Origin of the sequence: Phaeodactylibacter sp., assembly GCF_040219495.1 — a bacterium.
GTDB lineage: Bacteria > Bacteroidota > Bacteroidia > Chitinophagales > Saprospiraceae > Phaeodactylibacter.
This window is the reverse complement of record NZ_JAVJSK010000040.1, coordinates 1-21,096: the sequence shown is the minus strand read 5'-3', so window position 1 is coordinate 21,096 and position 21,096 is coordinate 1. Positions and strand designations below refer to the sequence as shown.

Here is a 21,096-nt window from a genome sequence, read left to right as displayed (position 1 = left end):
ATATTAAAACCGGCGCTGCTGGAAGGTTAGTCAATCAGTAAAACTTTCAGTGCCGGGGAGCGATAGGCACCTTGCTGCAGGATGCAATAGTAAAGCCCGCGCTGCTGCCCAGTGGTTCGCCAAATCTGCTGTCGGGTGCCCGGCCCGCAATTGAGCGCAGCGGTGAGCTTGCCCTGCTTGCCGCAGCGGTGCGGAATGGAAGGGGTCAAAAGCAGCATATTCATCATTTTAGGTTTAGGGCAGTAAAATACAGCTTTTTAAAGCGTGCAGCTGCCTGGTTGTGCCAAGCCGACTCAAGCGGCGATTATGGAATCGCGGCCTGAGATTGCAAATGGAGGCTTGCCTCTTGCTCACTCCACCTTCAAAAACCGCTCCGCTGCCCTGATCTGCCCGCCTTCCAGGTATTGCACCACATACGCCCCCGCTGCCCAATCGTGCACGGGCACCACCACCGTGCCCAGGGCTTCCCGTGCCGGGATATCCTGCAAAAGACGCCCCTGCACATCGAGTATGCGGAAAGCCCCGTCGGGGTCAGGGCGGGCACCGCGCAGCTCAAAGTTGATGAAATCGCGGGCGGGGTTGGGGAAGAGGGCGAGCCGTGGCGGGATGCCGGGCTCCGGTGCCGTGCTGTTGGGCAGATGGCAGCCGGGCACAAGGCAGCCGTGCTCATCGAGCTTGAGGAGCCAGCCGTAGCGCAGAGGGTGGACGCCCCCGTCATCGGGCGGGTCGATAGCGCCGCAGACGATGTAGCCGCCATCGGGGGTGGCCTTGAGGTCCATGGGCTCCGGGGCAAGCAGTTCCTCATCAAAAAGCGTGAAGTAGCGCACCCAGAGGCTGTCACCTTGTGGGGAGGTTTTCATCACCCAGGTGCCTTGCCTGAGCACTTCAATGGAAACATCGTCGGCAGTCCAACTGACACCAACGTACCCGCTGCTGTCTGCCGCTGCCGCAATTTTAACGGTGGAAAAAATAGGACCTCGCAGCGGGCTCCGGAATTCCCTTACCCACTCCATCTGCCGGTCGGCATTGAGCTTGAAGAAGCAGGGGTGCCATTCTACCCATCCGGCATCAAAATTTTCCACGCCTTTACCGGTGCCGACGATGAGGCCGCCATCGGGGGTGGGGAGGAGGGCGTTGGCATGATTGTATAATTCATTCGAGGGAGTGGTATACTGCCAAAGCTGGCTAAGGGATTCATCAAGGTGTAGCATATGAGACCTGTAAATGAAATTTTGCGATACGCTGGTAATATTACTCTGAGAGCCCCCCAGAGTTAAAGCCCCATCAGCGTGTACTAATAGAGATTTAGGAATATCAGTCAGAGGAGTGCCGTAATTATAGGTTGCTAAAATTTCTCCATTTATGTCTACATGAATCATGAAATATTCAGCATTGACTCCGTCAGGTTGAGCATCAACACCGAATAGGAGGAAGAAACCTCCCTGATTGTCCGGGTGCATAGCCTGAGCTGTAATAAAGGGCTCATCGGGGTAAAATGGGCTTTTATATTCTTTAGTGAGCAAGGTGTCGCCATTGCTGTTGTATTTGATGAATACCCCTTTTCTAATGGAATCTCGTACTATCCCTAAAGCAGCAAAGCTGCTGTCGACTGTTGGGAAAAGCCCTTCGCCCCAAAGTTCATAGTATTTATTTGGAGTGCCCAGCTGTTGAGACCAGAGCAGCTGCCCTGTTAAATCAAGCTTTAAAAAGAGGCTGCCTATTGTGAGTAAGCCGCCAGTGCTATCCGTTACAACTGCACTTGCGTAATAGCAGCTGTCGGTAGGAAGTATGGTAGTAAGTTCCTGAAAGGGATAGCCCGCATTTATCCTAAGATTAAATGATTCGGACTGAGCCAAGCCTTTACGTACTATCACTAGCAAAAAGAAAAAGAGTAGGTATCGCATTATATAAGGATATAAACAGCCAGAGCCATTGCTCTTTGAGTAGAGCGGCCGGCTCTGGCTGGAAGATTAGTCAATCAGCAGTACTTTCAATGCGGGAGAGTGATAGGCGCCTTGTTGCAAGATGCAATAGTAGACACCGCGTTGCTGCCCGGCAGTTTGCTGACTCTGTTGATAAATGGAATTACCGAGGTTGTAATGTCCACGGGCGGGGTATAGCCTCATTGTGTACGTTGCCATCACCGCTGTACCCACTTTACCCGCTGTACCGGGCGGTCTTGCTGATACAGCAGCACAAAGTACACACCGGATGGCTGACGGTCGAGCTGTATTTGCCCTCCTTGCGCTTGCAGTGGGTAGCGGGCGACCTCCTGCCCCAGGCTGTTGTACATCCGCACCTCGCCAGCTTCCCGACCTGGCAGGCGATAAGACAGCTGAGCAGGTCCGGCGGAGGGGTTGGGGAAGAGGTGTAGTTCTGTTGCTGCCCGAACTTCAGGAAATTTGCTGCTGGTGACCAGTAAAGACTGACACTGATAATCGTTCGTGTTGTTGAGGTCAGGATGGTCATCTGGCAGAGAAGCCCAGAAACATAACTCAAGTAAACTGTCGCTTGGCTCGGCAAATGAGGTGACCACAGGTGGGTACTCCAAGTCCACCTCCTCCCCCGGCATCAGACCAAGCTCCTCGAAGGTATGAGCGAACCGCTGAAAGAATGGAGTGACGCATTCCCTTTCCAGAGGGGGCAGCGCCAGGTTTAGAGTCAATTTATTGACTATGGTGTCGCTATGGTTACGAACGCTTACGGTAGCCCCGGAAAGCAGGAAATCAACCTCTTGGTCGGCGGAAAGAAATTCGAAGGCGTCAATACTAACGCCTTCCACGCCAACATCTCTCTCAGAGAAAGTTTCCGGCAAAGAAAAGCCAAACCACTTCAAAAAAGGTACTTTGTTCCCCTTTGCCGGTGAATCCCCGCCGTACCTAAAAGTACCCGCCAGCAAAATGCTGTCTCCGGATAACGCAACCTGCTCGTAGGCTGCTGAGGGCGGCAATGCGTATTCATTCAGCAAGTTCAGCGCCGCATCGTACCGCTTGGCTGTAAATACCGATTCAGCATTAGACCATAAAAGAATGACTACTTCTTCACCTCCTGCCTCCAGATCAACGATTTTCAGTCCCTCATCTATTTCTAAGGAATGCAGTAGATTTAAAGAGTCTGAATCGAACACTCTGACCACCCCTTCAAAAAACTGCAGGAACTTGTCCGGACCAAGCGTTCTCATTTCCGCTGTAAAGGATTTGGCCAAACTGGATAAGTCCTTTTCCAATAACACTTCTCCTTCCTCGCTCAACTTTCTAAGCCAGGGAATTGACACCCAGTGGAACCCGCTGGAATACACAATAACGTGATCGTCCGGTAAAACTGATGCGCTAATTATATACTCTTCTTCGTACGGATGTTGCCAGCTTACCTGTCCCTGCTCATTCAACTTGATGAGAAAATTGTTATCGTCCCTCTCCACTAAAATACTACCATCGGAGAAGCGTCCATCGTGAAATCTATGATAACGGATGCCCGTTACATTGATCTCCTCCTGAGTCGATAGTGTGGAATCTAAAAACTGAAAAGAAAAATCAGAACCTTGGCAAAACGGGCTTTTCTGAAAGGATAGGAATCCGCCATTTCCCCGCTCTCTTACCCCCAGCATATAGCCAATGTCAATATTCGGTACTGGCTGAAGGTGATAGTACCCGAGCATGTCAAGGTCTTTATCGAGCAATAAAAGTTTATTCCTAAAAATTGGAGCGCCGTTTTCCCTCCCTCTATTGTGCACCAAAAAGTGATCCTGCTCTGTTTGAATCAATGACCGCACCCCCTCGTAAAGGCCGAATTCATGCAGTATTCTTTTCGTCTGTGCACGTAGCGAAGTGGAAGAAAAAGCCACTGCTAGCAGTAAAAGTATTATGCGGTAAGCCATTTTCATACTACAATATGCCATTTAGTTACGAGAGGCGCATTCGAGCGAGCAGCTGGAACGCGTTGTGGTTACAATGTAGCTAAAAAACGAGATAGTGCCAATTCCGGTGGAATAAATTTAAGTGAATTAACGTATGGCTTTGCTTTGAGTTGCAAAAAGAGCTGGAATAACCTGTTTCACCCATTGAATATAGCGCGGTCTGTCTTTTTGGATATAGAGAAGGTACTGCTGAACCATCCGATGGCAATCCCTGCATGACACGCAAAAGAGCACCACAAAAAATCCCCTGTCCAAATACATCGGACAGGGGATCGCTTGACTAGCTAACCAGTTATGAACTACCGCGCATAAGCCACCGCCCGCTTCTCACGGATGACGGTCACTTTGATCTGCCCGGGGTACTGCATATCGTCCTGGATTTTCTGAGAAATCTGGAACGACAGCTCGTCGGCCCGCTGATCGGTTACTTTTTCAGATTCTACGATGACGCGCAGCTCGCGGCCGGCCTGCATCGCATAAGCTTTTTGTACGCCTTCGTGCTCCATCGCCAATTCTTCCAGCTCGCCAATGCGCTTGAGGTAGCTTTCAAGGATTTCGCGCCGCGCACCGGGGCGGGCACCGGAAATGGCATCACAAGCCTGAATGATAGGGGAGAGGATGTTGTTCATCTCTACCTCATCGTGGTGGGCACCTACGGCGTTGCAAATTACGGCGTGCTCGCCGTGCTTTTCGCAGAGCTTCATGCCCAGCAGGGCGTGGGACAGTTCTGTTTCCTCCTCGGCGACTTTGCCAATATCGTGGAGCAGGCCAGCCCGCTTGGCCATTTTCGCTTGCTTGCGGCTCAGGCCGAGCTCGGCAGCCATGATGGCACAGAGGTTGGCCGTCTCAATGGAGTGCTTGAGCAGGTTCTGCCCGTAGGAAGAGCGGAAGCGCATGCGGCCCACCATCTTCACGAGGTAAGGGTCAAGCCCGTGGAGGTCCAGGTCGATGACGGTACGCTCACCGATTTCCACAATCTGCTCGTCTAGCTGCTTACGGACTTTGGCCACCACTTCCTCGATGCGTGCCGGGTGGATACGGCCGTCGGCTACGAGGCGCTTGAGTGCCAGCCGGGCTACTTCCCGGCGGATGGGGTCAAAGCTGGAAATTACGATGGCTTCCGGCGTGTCGTCCACAACGATCTCCGCACCGGTAGCGGCTTCCAGCGCCCGGATATTCCGGCCTTCCCGGCCAATGATCTGCCCCTTCAGGTCGTCGGAGTCGAGGTTGAAGACCGAAACGGTATTCTCAATCGTGTACTCCGCGCACATACGCTGAATGGACTGAATAACAATTTTCTTAGCTTCCTTATTCGCAGTAATTTTAGCTTGCTCCACAGAGTTTCTGATGAGGGCCATAGAATCGGTTTCTGCCTTGGCTTTGACGGCTTCAAGGAGTTGCTCCCTAGCCTCCACTTCGCTTAGGTTAGCGACTTTTTCCAGCTCTTTGATGTGGCGTTCGCTCGCGGCTTCCAGTTCTTCGCGCTTGCGGTTCATCACCTTCATCTGCTTTTCCAGGTTCTCCCGCAGGGCGATGGCATCGGCTTCGCGTTGTTCGAGTTCTGAGCGCTGATTATCGAGTGCTTTGACTTTATCGCCAAAGCTTTTTTCCTTTTGGCGCAGGTCAGACTCGAGCTCTTTGATTTCCATTTTGCGCTCCTTGAGCTCGACCATCTCGTCGGCTTTTTGGCTGTCAAATTCAGACTTTAAGCGGCTGAATTTTTCCTTCGCCTCCTGGATTTTGCGTTGTTTGATCTTCTCGTTTTTGGCTTCGGCCTGAGAAGTGATCTTTTCTGCTTTTATTTCGGCCTCATCCATCAGGCGCTTGGCGGTCAGCCGGGCCTCTTTGACTTCCTGGTCTACGGTAGAGTTGATCTCGTCGACGCGTTTCTGTTTGGCACTTTTCAGGGCCATTTGAACGCTGATGTAGCCTATGATGGCTCCAACGACTAACCCAATAATGATTCCTATTCCTATATCCATAATTGGTGTTGATTAGTGATGCGGTGGCTTTTGAACCATCAAAACCGGTTCGTTCTAATGGTTTACAGGGCCCACCGAATTGTATTTGGTGTATAATAACCTTGTCAGCACGGGCCGCAGCGCTCCCAAAAGAGGGGAGGTGGGCTTACGCCAACACAGGGGTATTCCGGTATTTCAGGAAAAACGAGCGGCAGAACGCCGCAGCGGGAAAGGTTAGCGTTTACAGATCCCCTGCCAAGGGGGCTGCAAAGGCCTAGTCAAGCATCTGATCCAGCAAAGCTTCTAATTGAAAGAGTTTACCGGAAAGGGCGGGGTCATTGCCTCCGGAGTTTCTGGCTTTGTGCAAGTCGACCGCATAAGTCAGGAGTGCCATCGACAGGCAGTCCTGTTTGTCCTTATTGGTATAGGTCAACTGAAAACGGTTGATTTTCTCGTTGACCTCTTTGACGATCTTGCGGATGGCAGGTTCATCTGCCACATCTATTTTGAGTGGGTACGGCCGGCCGGCAATCAGCACGGTAATATGTTTCATCTCCTTGTCTTGCCCTCTGCTCATTCCTATTGCTTATGTAGCCACTCAATACAAGCGTTGATCTCTTCAATATATGCTTCAAGCTGTTGTTTCAGCTGATCTGATTGCTCAGGTTGTCCTTCCCGCTGCGTGTCCAGAGACCGCTGCGTTTGTTCCAACTTATGGGTTAAGGCACTCACTGCACCGCGTTGGCGGTCCAGGTCGGCCTTGAGTTTCTGGTTTTCTTCCTTGAGCCCGGCATTTTCCTGCTTCAGGCGCGCCATGCGCTGCACGAGCTGCCGGACTTTTAGTTCAATATTGTCAATGCGCTCTAAAAAGTTCATTTTGGGACTTTGGGTCATCATACTACCCTGCCTTTAGAGCTTATTTGGATTCCACACTTCGGACTGCTCTTGCCAAATTTTGCACTGCATTTCGTTGCTCTTCAGTCACGTAGCTCAGGCTATGCTCCTTCATCGCGCCTTATTCGGAACTAAATTTGGCGACGTTCGCAACGAAAGCGAAATCCCAACAAGCTCTTACTGACGGATCGTAGCACCAAGTTTGGACTCATAGTCGGCAATCAGCTGATTGACCACCTTGTCCACTTCCTTGTCCTTGAGCGTTTTCTCAGGGTTTTCAAATGTGAAGCTGACAGCGTAGGACTTTTTCCCGGCGCCGAGCTGCTCCTCGTTTTCGTACACGTCAAAAAGGTTGATATCCTTAATGAGCTTCTTGCCCACCTTGCGGGCAATCGCCACAATATCACTAAATTTTACAGAATTATCAATAACCAGGGCCAAATCCCTCCGGCTGCTTGGGAATTTGTTCAGCTCCTCGTAGGATAATTTATACTTTTTGCGGGCTTTCATGAGGTTGTCCCAGCTGAAATCGGCGTAAAAGACCTCCCCGCGGATGTCCATCGCCTTGACCAGCTTGGGGTTGACTTTGCCGAAGCGGACGAGGGTCCGCGGACCGCGGTGGTATTCCAGCCCGAAGGCCAGGCTGTTGTCCCGCAGCGCTGTCTCCTGATAGCCCTGCAGCCCGAATCGGGCGAGGATATTTTCCACAAAAGCCTTCAGGGCGTAGTAATCCGCATCGCCTTCGCGTACGCCCAGCCAGGTTTCCGGGTGGCGCTCGCCGGTCATGAACAGGCTCAGGTGCTGCTGCTCGTCGATCTTGTTGTCTCCGTGCTGATAGGTGCGGCCAAATTCAAACAGCTTCAGGCGCGACTGCTGCCGGTTCTGATTGTGCAGAATGGCTTCGAGCCCACTGAAAAGCATATCCGGGCGCATAATATCGAGCTGCACGGTAGAGGTGTTGTTGATGTACACCAGCTTGTTGTCGGCCAGCCCTTCGAAAATTTCCTTGTAGTACTGCGAGCGGGACAGGGACAGGGCCATCATTTCGTTGAAACCATTGGCCGCCAGGTAGTCGCCGATCTTGTCGCGCAGCAGGTTGGGGTCGGGCTGAGGGGCGATGTTGAGCCCGGTCTTGACCTGCTCAGGGATGGGCACTTCGTTGTAACCGTAGATGCGCAGGATTTCCTCAATTACATCGGCTTCCCGCGTTACGTCCGACTTATTGGTGGGCACAGCGACGGTGAACGTCTCCCCATCGTCTGCCAGGATTTCCATCTCCAGGGCCTCCAGGATGCTGTGGATTTTTTCTTTGGGAATGTCGATACCAATCAGGCGGTTGGTGTACGCATAGCTGACTTTTACTTCCACCGGTTTGACCGGGTTGGGGTAGAGGTCGGTGATGTCGCTGGAAATTGTTCCTCCAGCCAGTTTCTTCATCAATAAAGCGGCGCGCTTTAGGGCGTACACCACGATATTGGGGTCACTGCCTTTTTCGAATACCTTGGCCGCATCGGTGCGAAGGTTGTGGCCCATGCTTGTGCGGCGTACCCACTTGGCGTTGAAGTGAGCGGATTCCAGGAAGACATCCGTGGTGTTTTCCGTCACGCCAGATCCTATGCCCCCGAACACGCCAGCGATGCACATGCCTTCGCCGGCGCCATTGCAAATCATAAGGTCTTCGCCCGTAAGCTCGCGGTCCGTTTCATCGAGGGTAGTGAACTTGGTGCCTTTCGGCAAAGCTTTTACGACAATCTTGTGGTCTTTGACTTTCGCCAGGTCGAAGGCGTGGAGGGGCTGACCGAGCTCGTGCAGCACAAAGTTGGTCACGTCCACCACATTATTGATGGGCCGCAGCCCGATGGAGAGCAGGCGGTTTTTGAGCCAGTTGGGGGACTCCTTAACAGTAATGCCCTTTAGCGTCAGGCCAGCGTAGCGTGGGCAGGCTTCGGCATCTTCCACCTCAATGCTGACCGGCAGGCTTTGGTCATCCGCTTTGAAGCCGTCGACGGAGGGCAGGTGCACGCCGTCGTTGTGGCTGTGGTTGACTTTGAGGTAGGCTGCCAGGTCCTTAGCTACGCCCAGGTGGTTGGTGGCATCCGAGCGGTTGGGCGTCAGCCCGATCTCGTAAACGTGGTCGATTTCGATATTGAAGTACTCCCGTGCGGTGGTGCCCACTGCGGTGTCTTCCGGCAGCACCAGGATGCCATCGTGGCTCGTGCCGGTGCCCAGTTCATCCTCGGCACAGATCATGCCTTCGGACACCTGCCCGCGGATCTTACCTTTTTTGAGCTTTAGCGGCTCTTCGCTGCCAACGGGGTACAAAGTCGTCCCCACGGTAGCCACCATCACTTTCTGTCCCTGCGCTACATTTGGCGCACCGCAGACGATCTGCAGGGGCGTTTCCCCACCTACGTCCACTTTGGTCAGGGACAGGCGGTCGGCATCAGGGTGTTGGCCACATTCGAGGACATGCCCCACGACCACACCTTCCAGTCCGCCGCGGATGCTTTCCACCCGCTCCATGCCTTCTTCTTCCAGTCCAATACCTGTGAGCATAGCCGAGACTTCCCCGGGGCTATGCTCTATATCGATATACTCTTTCAGCCAGTTCAGAGATACTTTCATTGCTGTAGTTTTGTAAGGGCACAAATATACTGACGAATGGGGGATTTACAACCTATATGGAGGGGGAGTCCTCACAAATCTGGTTCTTTGAGCTGATTTTGGCGATAGTCTGCCTTTTCACAACGTTAAAAAAGGGTTAACCCGTTCCGGGAAGCAAGCGGGAGGGCCTTTCTCAACGTTTTCGTGGAGATTTCAGCCCGTTTTTCGCAGGGAAGTGCGGGGAAAGTCGGAAGTTTGCACCTCATGGAAGAAGCTATGCCATTATTGAACCCGAAAATATACTGTATCGCACTGCTGCTGCTAGTGGCTTTTCCGGTATTTGGGCAACAGCCCGCCGCTCCGGCACAGGACACGGCTAAGCAGGAAGTGGAAGTCGACCATGCCGACCTGTTTGAATACATTCAGTCGGGAGATACGGTTATTCAGAAGCTCAACGGCAACGTCGAGCTGCGGCAGGATAGCGTGTACATGTACTGTGATACCGCCCGTATTGAGAACCAAACCCGCGTGTATGCCAATGGCAACGTCATCATTCAGCAGGGGGATTCCCTCAATGTCTTCTCAGACTCTGCCGTTTACGACGGGGCGACCCGCATCGCCGAGCTCTACGGGGATGTCATACTGGAAAAGGGTGATCAGCGCCTCTTCACCGACCGCCTGACCTACGACCTCAACCTCAAGCTGGCCACTTACGAAAACGGCGCCACCCTCACCCTCGACAGCACGCAGCTGACCAGCAAAAAGGGCTATTACTACGTGGATGAGCGGCAAATCTACTTCAAAGACAGCGTCGTGGTAATCGATTCGGCCTTCACCCTGCTTTCAGATACCCTCGGCTTCAATACAGAAACAAAGGTGGTGGACTTTCTGGGGCCCACCCTGATCGATAGCGATACGACCAAGCTGTACTGCGAAGACGGGTTTTACGATACGGAAAACAACGTGGCAGAGTTTACTAAAAACGCGCAGTATCAAAAAGGCGATCAGCTCGCTGTGGCTGATACTATCCGCTACGACGGCAGCCGGGATATTTATATTCTGCGGGGCAATGCTATTTTTAAAGAAAACGCACGCGAAGCTTCGGCCGATGTGATCGAATACAATCAGGAAGCCGACCGCACCGTACTCGTGGGTAATGCCCGCTACAAAGATGACAAACAGGATATCGCTGCCGATGAGATCGTCTACGATGCCAAAAAGGAGACCTATTCCACCCGCGGCCGCTCCCGCATTAGCGATCCGCCGCAGCTGCTGGAAGCCGATCAGGTGGACTACAGCGAGGAACGGGGCATCGGCATCGCTACCGGTGCTGTGATTTGGCGGGACACCTCTGCAGACCTGACCATTATGTGCGATACGGCCGATTATGACCGGAAATCGGACTACCTCAAAGCCTTCGGAGGGCGCAATGGCCGGCCTATGCTCATCACGATAGTGGACGGGGATTCCTTATTTATGGCATCCGATACCCTGCTGGCACTGCAGGACGTTTTCGATACCCTGATTGTGGAGACCGTCATTACCGTCGATACGCTATGGGCTGATGCTCTGGCCACAGATACTTTGGTCATAGACTCCCTCATTGCCGACACCCTCATCACGGAAACCCTTGTCACCGACAGTGCCCGTCTGCTGCGGGCCTATCCTGATGTGCGCATTTACAAAAGCAATATGCAGGCCATCTGCGACTCCCTGTCTTACAGTACCCGGGATTCCACCTTCCGGCTGTTCCGGGAGCCCATTGTCTGGGCGGATACCTCGCAGTTTGATGCCGATACCGTCAATATCTTACTCAGCAACGGCAGTATAGACCGCATTTTCCTGCGCAATAACGCCCTGATCGTTAACTCCCCCGATGAGATCATGTTCAATCAGATAAAGGGCAAGTACGTGACCGCTTTTTTCGAAGAAGAGGAACTCCGGCGTATGGCAGTGAACGGTAATGCCGAATCGGTGTATTATGCCCTGGACGACGCTGGCGGCTATGTGGGCGTCAATAAGACGATATGCAGTGAGATGATGCTGTACTTCGGGAATAACGAGGTGGAGCGGATCAAATTCTTCAATCAGCCCAAAGCGGAGATGCTGCCGATGGGGCAGACCAATCATAATACCTTAAGGCTTGACGGTTTCTTTTGGGAAACGCAGTACCGGCCCGACAGCCTGGCAGATTTGTTCCGCCCGGAGAAAAAACGGGTGCTGAAGCCCCTGCCCAAAGCGGCTACCCCAGCTGCGGACTCTTTGGCGCAGGATAGCCTCGGGGTACCACCTTCAGCGATGGGGCTGGACGAGGAGGCTCCGGAAACCCCGGCAAGCCCGCCTGGAGACCCTGCCGTACCCCCTGCGCAAGGCCTGCCGGGTTCCGCTCCGGCGGCCACTACGGAACAACCCCCAACACCAGAAAAACAAAACGACGAGCAATAATGATGAAAAAGTGGATGGTATTCATGGCATGGTTTGGAATGGGCATTGGGCTGCTGGCCGCACAGTCTTCACCAAAACAGCTGCTGCAAGCCGGACATAATGCTTACCACGACAAAGATTACGAAACCGCCATCAGCCGGTACGAAGCCCTCCGTGCCGAGGGGTACGAAAGTGTGGGCCTCTACTACAACCTCGGCAACGCCTACTACCGCAACGGCAACCTGCCCATGTCGGTCCTCAACTACGAGCGTGCCCTCCGGCTCGACCCCGCCAATGAGCAGGTACAATCCAATCTGGCGTTGGTACAGGAACAACTCGAAGCTTCGAATATTCAAATCCGGCAATCGGGCGTCGTCCGCACCTGGCTTTCCGTGCAGCACCTAATGCGCACCCGCGGCTGGGCCGTGCTCGGTCTCCTCCTGTTTTGGCTGGGCGTAGGCGGGCTGGCCGCCTGGCAATTCGCTCCTCAGCGCCGGCAGCGCAAAGCCGGTTTCCTGGCAGGTATCACCGCCCTGTTCCTCTGCCTGTTGCCCTTCGGCTTCGCCTACGGTCGGGCGCAGCAGGAGTTTTACCACCACAAAGCCGTCCTAATGGCAGAAGAAACACCCCTGCACGTGGCTCCCGATGCCCAAAGTGAGCCCGTCCTGACCCTCTACGGCGGCGAGACTCTGACCATATTGGATGAAATCAGTGGCTGGTATAAAGTGGAGCTGAGCGATACGACGGTGGGCTGGCTGCCTAAGGATTTGGTGGCGGAGGTGTAGGGGAGTGTCATACTATTTCAGGGGATGACATATGTCTATCCTTTGCACAATAAAGATAATCTGGTTCGGTGGCTTGATGCAAGTCTTAGCCTTTAATTTCATGGATTTAGACCTTGATTCGAATACGGTAGTAGTATTTGAGTATGGTATAGGTAGAGGCTGGACAGGGTTTGGCAAAGAAGGAGAAGAGCTTAAATCAGCCACCTATATAGTAGATAGCTTGAAAAACATCAACAAAAGAGATTATAAGCTACCAATTGAAAGGTTTGAAAATAGGGATCATTAAAAAACAGATGCTTTATGCTGGGGCTTTTCAAGGTGGTTGTGACAAGTCCATTTTCGATGTGCGAAGGATACCCCTGCCTTGTTATAACCAATACGAAGTGGTCACCTACTGGCGCTGACGACTAGCACGGGGAACGATAAATGCCAGGTCGTTGATCCAGACATTCATCGTCTGGGATCTTGGATTTGCGACATCGGCCACTGACAAAGCGTAGTTTGTAAGGGCAAGCGTAAGCCTCTTCCCAGCCTAAATGCTGACCCTCCTGCCTTTAAGTACAGTCTCCGGTGGTCAAAGCCCACAGGCGACGAGACACGGGCAGGTATTGAGTAGGTTTGCCGTGGCCAACCAATTAATCGTCAGTATAGAGCGCCCCGATATCATCCCCCCCTCACCACCAGTCATCTCACACATTGAGCCCCGGATCGGCTACCTGAAAATAGAGGGGATCGCAAGCAGTAGTGATGACTTGGTGCAGCATGAATTGCAGCGCAAGAAAAACCAGGGCTACCTATGGGAAACCCTGACTACCTTACCAGCCGGAGAACCTATATACTTCGAAGACTCCACAGCTTCCTATCAATACAACTACGATTACCGGTTACTGGCGGAAGACGATGCAGGGCTCAAATCCAGCTCTAAAATATTGACTGCCCGTCCCTTAGCCAGCTCGGTTCGGGGCGAGATTTTGAATCTGCGCTTGCTTATACATACGATCTTAGAACAAGATTCTGCGGTGCTAACCAATCTGCCTGTATTAACGGTCAATCCTTCCAGTAATGTATTTCCAAACAATCCCCAAGGCGCACAGCCTGGCCAACAATACCTTTATGGCCGTGGAGAAGCTGCGCTGGTCTGGGAGTTCCTTGAACAAGATGGAATTTATGGTTACCAAATATACCGTTCCGCATCCGATGGGGTATTACGGCCCTACCGTATGGTCAGGCCGGATGAAGGCGTCGTTACACTCGAAGTCTTTCAGAAAATCCAGGAACGTTTTGGTGCACAGTCAGGGATCGACTCCGGCATCGTTGACGGCAACCACTTTTTCTTCTTCGACGGTGGGCTAAAGAAAGGGACCGCCTATACCTACCGGGTCGAAGCCCAGTACATTGATGGTGCAGTGTCCCCACTCTCTGAATCAGTCATTGTGATCTATTAAATGAAAGGACTATGATGCGACTCCAAATACTATTTATCGCTTTATTCCTGTTGCCCTGGTTGAGCCAGGCGCAGGACTGTGCGGAGGCTACCGTGCTCAGCCCCCAGGAAACCATGCTCACCGTCCCGTCCTTAAGCCGGGTAGCAGCGGATACCCCACCCCATCCCAGTGACTGCCGGGCTGAAGGGTTGCCTGTCACTCACCCGGCATGGGTCCAGTTTACGGCCCCGGTAGATGCCCGCTTGGCCTTCGATCTCATCCCCCTCAATGAAGGGGATGACCTCGACTTCATCCTCTACAAAGTTGAAGGGGACGATTGCCAGAGCCGCACAGCTATACGCTGCACAGCCGCCGGGCCAAATATTGGAGGCGCTACCGCATTCAGTACGCCCTGTATGGGCGCTACCGGGCTCAAAGCAAATGTAGAAACCAATGCTGCCGCTTCTGGCTGTGATAATGCCGATGGAAACTACCTGTCCCCAATCACAGTGCAGGCTGGAGAGACCTACCTGCTCTGGGTCAATAACTATGCTTTGTCCTCCGGGAACCGCCCCAGCGGGCAAGCGGATGGGTTTACCCTGCTACTGGACTTTGATCAGGCAGCGCTGGTCAGCGAAGCTGATATCCTGTCCTCCCTGCGCGTCTTCCCGAACCCGGCAACCGATTGGCTGCAACTGGAACTGCAGCTGCCCGCTGCTACCCCCATAGCCGCCACCGTACAGAATGCGCTCGGGCAGCAAATCACCACCGCCCGCTACGATGGCACTGCCGGCAAACACACCTACCCTTTGTCTACTGAGAAGTGGCTGCCCGGGCTTTACTGGGTGACCGTGGTGGTGGATGGGGTGCGCCGGGTGGTGGTTGTGGAGAAATTATAAAGAAAGACTAAAATTGTAAAATACTATGGTCCGAATTAAATCGCTCCTCTTCCTTTTCAGCCTCTTTATTCTCGGCAGTACAGGTCAATCCCAAAACTGCTTCATCCAGCTTGATAATGCCACCGGTCAATCCTTTACCTCTGACGAATTGGCACAGCTAGATACCGCAGCTTGTGCACTGCGCGAGGTCTTCCCCACTGAATTCCAAAACGATTTTGCGGTATATGATTTCGGCTTTTACCTTCATCAGCAGGGATATGAGGGCGGGATGCCACAGGTCTTTCAGGACAAGATTGCTGAAGTGGAGCAGGAATCACCGTATTTTTTGTTGTTTGGTCGGGAGTTGAGTAATAATAGTGGGCTGGGCCGGATTTGGGTGGAGGTGAGCTTGCCGGAGGAGGGGAGCTTTATTTGTTACGAATCAGATTACTTTGATGTCCTCCAATTTAAAGTGCAAACGGCTGTAGCCCAAGCATTCGAGCTAGGTTCGGCAGCTATCGCTGAAGAAGCAGGTATCGAGAAGCTTACTACTTTTGTTCAAGATATTGTTGAATGTTGTGATCCTGGCCTGAGAAATTCTTGCTCGCTTTGTAGTTGGACATATAATGATGTTATAGACTATTATGATTATGCGGGGTTCACTACTTATGACTGCGAAGTCACCCCAAGCAGCAATGGCTTAGATTCACTATGCTTATGCAGTTATCCGTATCAAATTAATAGCAACGTTCACGGATTAAGTAATGGTGAAGTTCAACTTTCAGTCAGTTATTCCAGCTTTCAACTGGAGGACGGCACTGGGGCCGATGTGAACACTTTGTTCGATTTTTTATCAAGTTTAGGCGAAAGCTACTCGGAAGAGGGGCAGGTGTTTTTTGCAGCTATAACTGACCAGACTATGTTTTGCTCAGATAGTGGTGATCCCTCTTTGCGTTCAGGCGGAGGCGCAGGAGCTGATAAATACGCGCTTGAAGCTAGTTTCGCGGCTAGTGACGTTGGGATATGGTATAGTGTGGTGTATACTGATAATGTGGCTAAGCTTGCCGTGAAGACGAAGGGGATTTATCTAGAGGGCGCTCTGTGGTTATTAGGTTTTTGCAGTGAACATCATGCACACCCGGATGCAGGACCTTATGCTAAGGTAATATTTGATCTAAAGAACGAAGATTATCAAGTCAAATATGAAAGGGGCGAAGAGCTATTTGAGGAGTTGTTGAATAATCCATCGTTTTTTGTAAATTGTGGTGATCCGCCGAATGCTATTTCCGATTGGTCAGATTTGGCAAGCTTTGTACCGCCGCAAAACGTATTAGATAAAATTGAGGCTCAGGGAGAAGGGTGGGATTTGCAGCGTATTACTCAATATTCAGGAGCCCCTTCCATTAATTTAGATTATTTTTCAGTTTTGATCACGGAAATGCCATTTAAAAGTGCAAGTACTACAGAAAAGTGGGAGCCTCAAGAATTGTTCAACTACTTTAGAAAAAATATCAATGAATTTGTAGATAATAGTAACTCGGAGTTTCATCCTCTATCTTTTTTGGACGAAGCCTTATGGCTTTCTGACAATCCATTGGAAACTATTATTTCAATTGATATTAAAACACCCATATTAGATGTTTCAGCTTTAGGAGATGATGGCTCAGTTATCTGCTCGCAGTATCAAGAAGGGTGTTGTTGGATATTTTCTACTTTAGAAGCTCCTAATTTTCCTTTAGATAGTGATCTTGATGGGTACCATCCTGTTAGTGGAAACAGGCAGTTTGGTTTTATCGTGGATTCAAATGGTCATATGACGATTTATACAAAAGGGGCTGATAGACTATTTTGGCCGATAAATTCTCAATTTGGTCCTCCTAACAACGTTCTTGCCTCTAAAACAATAAGTTATGTTTTAGAGAAGATAGGTTTCAGTGGTGCAGATGCACTTTGGAGCAGCATGGTTCAAGGTGTGGCAAATTTTGTGAATACGCCTGGTTGGGGAGGTTCGGCAGAGGTGCAATTTCCAATAATTAAAAGACCAGAGTACCCAGGTGATGTATATCAACTTCTATTACAAGACTATCCAATCGATAATGTTTCATGTTGTTGCGACTAATTGAACGTCAAGCCCATCGTATTTTCTTTGGTGCAATACTTGTACCAAACTTAGTTTTATTGTTTAGTTTGGTGTCATTGCTTTGGAATGAGGCAGGTTGGCTATATTATTCCATTTTTTATTGGGTACTAGTTTATATCCCTGGTATTTACCTCTTATCTTGGTTATACTCATTCTTAATAGTTCCCCTTTGGGTGAAGTTTTTTAAAATTTCGTTTGAAGTCAAATATCTGTTTTTGCTCTATTTGTTTAACGTGGCAATAGCTGTTGTAACAATGATTTTGTTGACTGGAGGATTAGGTGGAGTTTTAAAACATACTGGTGATAATGATTTTTGGGAGTTTATTTTTTTACTAGGGTTGGTTTTTTTTTCTATGAGTTGGTTCATGGTAGGCGGATGGGAGAAGATGAAAAAGTGGAGAAACGCGTTCTTGAGTTTTTGGCGAGGGGACTGACCCGATCCCCCGCTGCCCGCAGCATGCACACCAAACCTAAGCCTCCAGCCACCACAACAAAAAGATTAACATAGAAAATAAAATGGCGGATCTACACGAACTGCTCAAGCAAAATATACAATTGCCGTGCACAAACTAGTTACAATCATTTGTTGGTTGCTTTGCATGTTTTCACCATTGCTTCATTCTTGTAAAAATGTTGCTAATCAAAAGGTGAGCATTGAGCTTACAGACAAGGAGGCGATAATAAATGCAGCGATATCCTACCAGTTTATACCTCGCCAGGTTTGTGAGCAAGATTACGATGATTCTTTTAGTAAAGATACTTTTGAAGCATTCTTTTCGGAGTATAGCATACCTGCATTTGATACTATGCCATGTTATTCAACGCTATATTTTTTATACAATGATCACAATTTTACAGAAAGAGAATGTGTCATAGTGGATGTGGGCGTTTTAGATAGTATGAAGATTAGTCAGCTATTTCCTGCTGAAAGTGTTACCCGAGCGAATATGTTTTTGGGAAGGAATAAAAAAGCGCTGAACGAAAGCATAGATTATTCAAAATTGGATTTTAGCAAAATGGGTGGTAAACTTATCCGTTCTGGTGAGCCCTGCGATCGTCGTCACGCCTCAATCAGTTGTTTCCTATCAGAGGTCTACGTTGATGAAACGGGGGAAAAAGCGGTTTTGTATATGAGGCTATTCCTTTCTTCTGAATACAAATACGTGCACTACTTTCATAAAGTAGGTCAGTTGTGGCTGTTGACCGTTAGAGAAAATGTTTTATACGATTCTTAGTGAGACACCACAGCTGAAAATGCCGATGTTGCTAAAAAAAGCTAAAATTAAGATTCACCTATTTTATTTTCGTGCAGCACTTCGATAACTTTTTCGCCAAGCGCATACAGGTGGAGGTACTGGATCCCTTAGACCGCCGAATTGCCACAGCTACCTACGATAGCGCCCCCCCCCCGCTACGATGGCACTGCCGGCAAACACACCTACCCATTGTCTACTGAAAAGTGGCTGCCTGGGCTTTACTGGGTGACCGTGGTGGTGGATGGGGTGCGCCGGGTGGTGGTTGTGGAGAAACTTTGATGTTGCATGTTCATTCAGCAGAATGCCTCTTTGTTAAATTATTTTTCATAAAGCTTTAGATTTCATGGTTTTTTCTAAAAAGACAGAAAAAATTGGATTTTTGAGCTGAAAAGCAAATGATATGTTTTCTAAAAAAAATGCTTTATTGTTCTTTTTTCTTATGGCGAAAACACTCATTGTATTTTCTCAGCAGCAGTGTTATGAAATTCGTCAAACAGATAGCGGAGCAGCAGATAATTTATATAACTCAATATTGGAAACTGAAGCTTGTAATATAAAATCGATTTTACAAGATATAGGAATGTCAGATTTTCGCATTGTAGGGCATGACTATTATCCATTATTAGCTTATGTCGACCCTTTTGATTATTATGACCAAGTGCATGAAAATGCGGTGGCTACACTTGACCAGGAGTTATCCAGCTATTTGCTTATCGCAAAAGACCATTCAAAAAACTCAATACTGAAATATAGGGTTGAGCTAAAGCTCCCGCAGGGAAGCGGCGTCCTTGGGGCCCTATCCCCATTTGAAAGAGAAGCTATAAGGAATGAGATACTTAAAGCTATCAATGAAGAAGGAGAAGCCCAAGGATTTTATATTACTAATAATGCTACGATTGAAAGGGAGGGTTTGGCTATTTTTAAGACAGCACTTGAAAATTTGCAAGCAGGAACTTTTAACCTTGGGAACACGATGGGAATTGCCGGGTTTACAAGTTATGCAGTCAAGGCAAACGAAACCTATGATAGAGCAAGCAATGGGGCATATTTTGGCGCAGGCGTCAATCCTAATGATCACGTATATGATTATACTGGCTTAGAGGTATCAATAAACGGTAACGCTATTTTGCTGCGCGATATGATTTCATCTACGGCAGGTGGAAACAACTTTATACTTGAAAATTTTAATCGTTCATATATTGTCACAGATAGTGACAACACAACCTCAGAACTTGATCAAGCTGAACAATCTTTTTTAGGAGACGGTCGTCATTTTGTGATGTGGATTCACCATAAAAAGGGAAATGAAAGTGCAGGAGAAAGCGACTCGATGTATGTCAAGTCTCGTAATAACCTGACTGAGATAGAAGCAGAAATAATAGTCAGCAATTACGTAGAGACTGTATTAAATGAATGGTTGCCAGAGATTGAAACGAGTGGTGGCGTAGCTTTACAAGGGGGAGGAGGAGAGAGCAGAAGTTTAAATTGTTCCTTAAATGCTCAATGGGGAAAAACCTGCCTTCTTGAGTTTGTAAAGAATTCTGGTCAGAGCACTGCTAATAAGTTTAAATTAGGTATTGCAGTAGGGGTATTAGATGGGTTAATCGCTACTTTAAAAATAATATACGATTTATATGCAGTGCCGAAAGGCTTTTGGGATAGTACCGTCGCATATTGTAAAGATTTATGGGTGCATTATCAAGAGCATGAAAGCCTAACTTCTGTTTTTGAAAAAATTGAAGGAGATATTGATATTGCTCTTCAAACAATTAAAGAGCTTGTTAATGTCTATAACCAGATTGTTGAAAAAATTTCTGCAACAAACATCTATAATGCTTTCCTTGGTATTGTTACTGGTATAGGAGAAGCCATTCTAGATTGGTTCAATAATGAATTATTAGCCTTAACTCCCGATGCTGGCTATGGAGTAGGAGTAGTTGCATTTGACGTGATTTTAACTGTTTTTTCAGGGGGAGGCAGCATCGCTGCGAAAGGAGGGAAATATCTGACTGGTATTGCTAGCTACCTCAAAGGGATTATACAAAGCCCGAAATCATCAGTAGGCGCAATGCTGTCTAAGGCTTCTAATCAATCCGCCAATATTGTAGGCTTAGGAGCTAAAATTAATCGGTGTAAAATTTTAGGTAAGGGATGTTTCATAAAGGACACCCCGGTGTTAATGGCTAGTAATTCTTTTACGGACTCAGGTAAAACTTACGCCTTAGCAGCAACTATGCCTTTTATGGCAATACCGATACAGGAGGTTCCCTTGTTAAGCTGGACAGTTGCACATGAAACTGTAAACCAGCAGAATAATTTAATTGTATCGACAGATGAAGATTTTTACTCTGGTACGCTTAGTGAAGACTCCTACACCAGCCCTCAACAAAGACAAAGAGACCGATACAAACTAGACGATACCAACTGGCACGAAGTCATCTTCGAGGAAGTCCATGGCACCTCCACCGCGAAACTAGCCTTGCACACCGACTGGATCACCCAAAGCGGCTACCAGCTTGACGCCATAGTCAACATGAACCTCCCCGAGCAGGGCATCTCCGGCCCCTTCCGCATCACCTCCATAAAGCACATCCTCCCCCAAAAGCGCCCCGAAGACGAAGACGCCGGCAAAGGCTTTGTATTCCGCCCAGTAACCGGTATCTTTACACACCAGTCTAATGACGTTTGGACCCTAGAATTTGACAGCGGCGACACCCTGGGTGTCACTTCTAACCACCCCATCTACTCCACCACCGCCCAAGACTGGCGCCTGGCCGGCGAGCTGGCCATAGGCGAGCAAGTCCTGGCCCACGC

The 21,096-nt window shown here is 49.6% G+C and carries 16 protein-coding genes and 1 pseudogene; 10 read left to right on the top strand and 7 right to left on the bottom strand.

All coding sequences use genetic code 11. The features are described 5' to 3' along the window. Positions 1–26: 26 nt before the first annotated feature. The 7 genes from RIC19_RS05595 to pheT all read right to left on the bottom strand — a co-directional run bounded on the left by RIC19_RS05595 (position 27) and on the right by pheT (position 9,396). On the bottom strand, positions 27–218 hold the full coding sequence (locus RIC19_RS05595; RefSeq protein ID WP_350177309.1) for a hypothetical protein: 192 nt from the start codon (positions 216–218) through the stop codon (positions 27–29). A 132-nt stretch (positions 219–350) separates the two neighbouring features. After that, the gene (locus RIC19_RS05590) at positions 351–1,904 is read right to left on the bottom strand and encodes a T9SS type A sorting domain-containing protein (protein WP_350177308.1); all 1,554 of its coding nucleotides are present in this window, start codon (positions 1,902–1,904) and stop codon (positions 351–353) included. 236 nt (positions 1,905–2,140) lie between these two features. Further along, positions 2,141–3,658 carry a T9SS type A sorting domain-containing protein gene (locus RIC19_RS05585; protein WP_350177307.1) on the bottom strand — a complete coding sequence of 506 codons (1,518 nt, stop codon included), beginning with the start codon at positions 3,656–3,658 and terminating at the stop codon, positions 2,141–2,143. A 557-nt stretch (positions 3,659–4,215) separates the two neighbouring features. After that, positions 4,216–5,898 carry a ribonuclease Y gene (gene rny, locus RIC19_RS05580; RefSeq protein ID WP_350177306.1) on the bottom strand — a complete coding sequence of 561 codons (1,683 nt, stop codon included), beginning with the start codon at positions 5,896–5,898 and terminating at the stop codon, positions 4,216–4,218. Positions 5,899–6,151: 253 nt separating this feature from the next. Further along, positions 6,152–6,430, bottom strand: a complete 279-nt coding sequence (locus RIC19_RS05575; RefSeq protein WP_350177305.1) for a cell division protein ZapA — start codon at positions 6,428–6,430, stop codon at positions 6,152–6,154. 26 nt (positions 6,431–6,456) lie between these two features. Beyond that, a complete protein-coding gene (locus tag RIC19_RS05570) occupies positions 6,457–6,774 on the bottom strand; it encodes a coiled-coil domain-containing protein (RefSeq protein WP_350177304.1) in 318 nt (105 codons plus the stop codon). 174 nt (positions 6,775–6,948) lie between these two features. Beyond that, a complete protein-coding gene (gene pheT, locus RIC19_RS05565) occupies positions 6,949–9,396 on the bottom strand; it encodes a phenylalanine--tRNA ligase subunit beta (RefSeq protein ID WP_350177303.1) in 2,448 nt (815 codons plus the stop codon). A gap of 243 nt (positions 9,397–9,639) precedes the next feature. Here pheT and RIC19_RS05560 point away from each other — a divergent pair, with 243 nt between their 5' ends. The 10 genes and pseudogenes from RIC19_RS05560 to RIC19_RS05515 form a co-directional block, all read left to right on the top strand. Then, a complete protein-coding gene (locus RIC19_RS05560; protein WP_350177302.1) occupies positions 9,640–11,820 on the top strand; it encodes an OstA-like protein in 2,181 nt (726 codons plus the stop codon). Further along, positions 11,820–12,584 (top strand): SH3 domain-containing protein, encoded by a 765-nt coding sequence (locus RIC19_RS05555; protein WP_350177301.1) that lies wholly within the window; start codon positions 11,820–11,822, stop codon positions 12,582–12,584. The genes RIC19_RS05560 and RIC19_RS05555 overlap by 1 nt, the downstream gene beginning before the upstream one ends. A 100-nt stretch (positions 12,585–12,684) precedes the next feature. Then, complete coding sequence (locus RIC19_RS05550; RefSeq protein ID WP_350177300.1) at positions 12,685–12,870, top strand: hypothetical protein; 186 nt, start codon at positions 12,685–12,687, stop codon at positions 12,868–12,870. Between the two features lie 250 nt (positions 12,871–13,120). Next, positions 13,121–14,029, top strand: a complete 909-nt coding sequence (locus RIC19_RS05545) for a fibronectin type III domain-containing protein (RefSeq protein WP_350177299.1) — start codon at positions 13,121–13,123, stop codon at positions 14,027–14,029. Positions 14,030–14,040: 11 nt separating this feature from the next. After that, positions 14,041–14,907 carry a T9SS type A sorting domain-containing protein gene (locus RIC19_RS05540; protein WP_350177298.1) on the top strand — a complete coding sequence of 289 codons (867 nt, stop codon included), beginning with the start codon at positions 14,041–14,043 and terminating at the stop codon, positions 14,905–14,907. A gap of 25 nt (positions 14,908–14,932) precedes the next feature. After that, a complete protein-coding gene (locus RIC19_RS05535) occupies positions 14,933–17,005 on the top strand; it encodes a hypothetical protein (protein WP_350177297.1) in 2,073 nt (690 codons plus the stop codon). Then, a complete protein-coding gene (locus RIC19_RS05530) occupies positions 16,990–17,460 on the top strand; it encodes a hypothetical protein (RefSeq protein ID WP_350177296.1) in 471 nt (156 codons plus the stop codon). Before RIC19_RS05535 ends, RIC19_RS05530 begins: the two co-directional genes overlap by 16 nt. Before the next feature lie 126 nt (positions 17,461–17,586). Next, positions 17,587–18,261, top strand: coding sequence for a hypothetical protein (locus tag RIC19_RS05525; protein WP_350177295.1), 675 nt, complete (start codon positions 17,587–17,589; stop codon positions 18,259–18,261). 141 nt (positions 18,262–18,402) lie between these two features. Beyond that, complete coding sequence (locus RIC19_RS05520; protein WP_350177294.1) at positions 18,403–18,561, top strand: hypothetical protein; 159 nt, start codon at positions 18,403–18,405, stop codon at positions 18,559–18,561. A 121-nt stretch (positions 18,562–18,682) separates the two neighbouring features. Beyond that, a pseudogene (locus RIC19_RS05515) lies at positions 18,683–21,096 on the top strand (hypothetical protein); the annotation flags it as partial.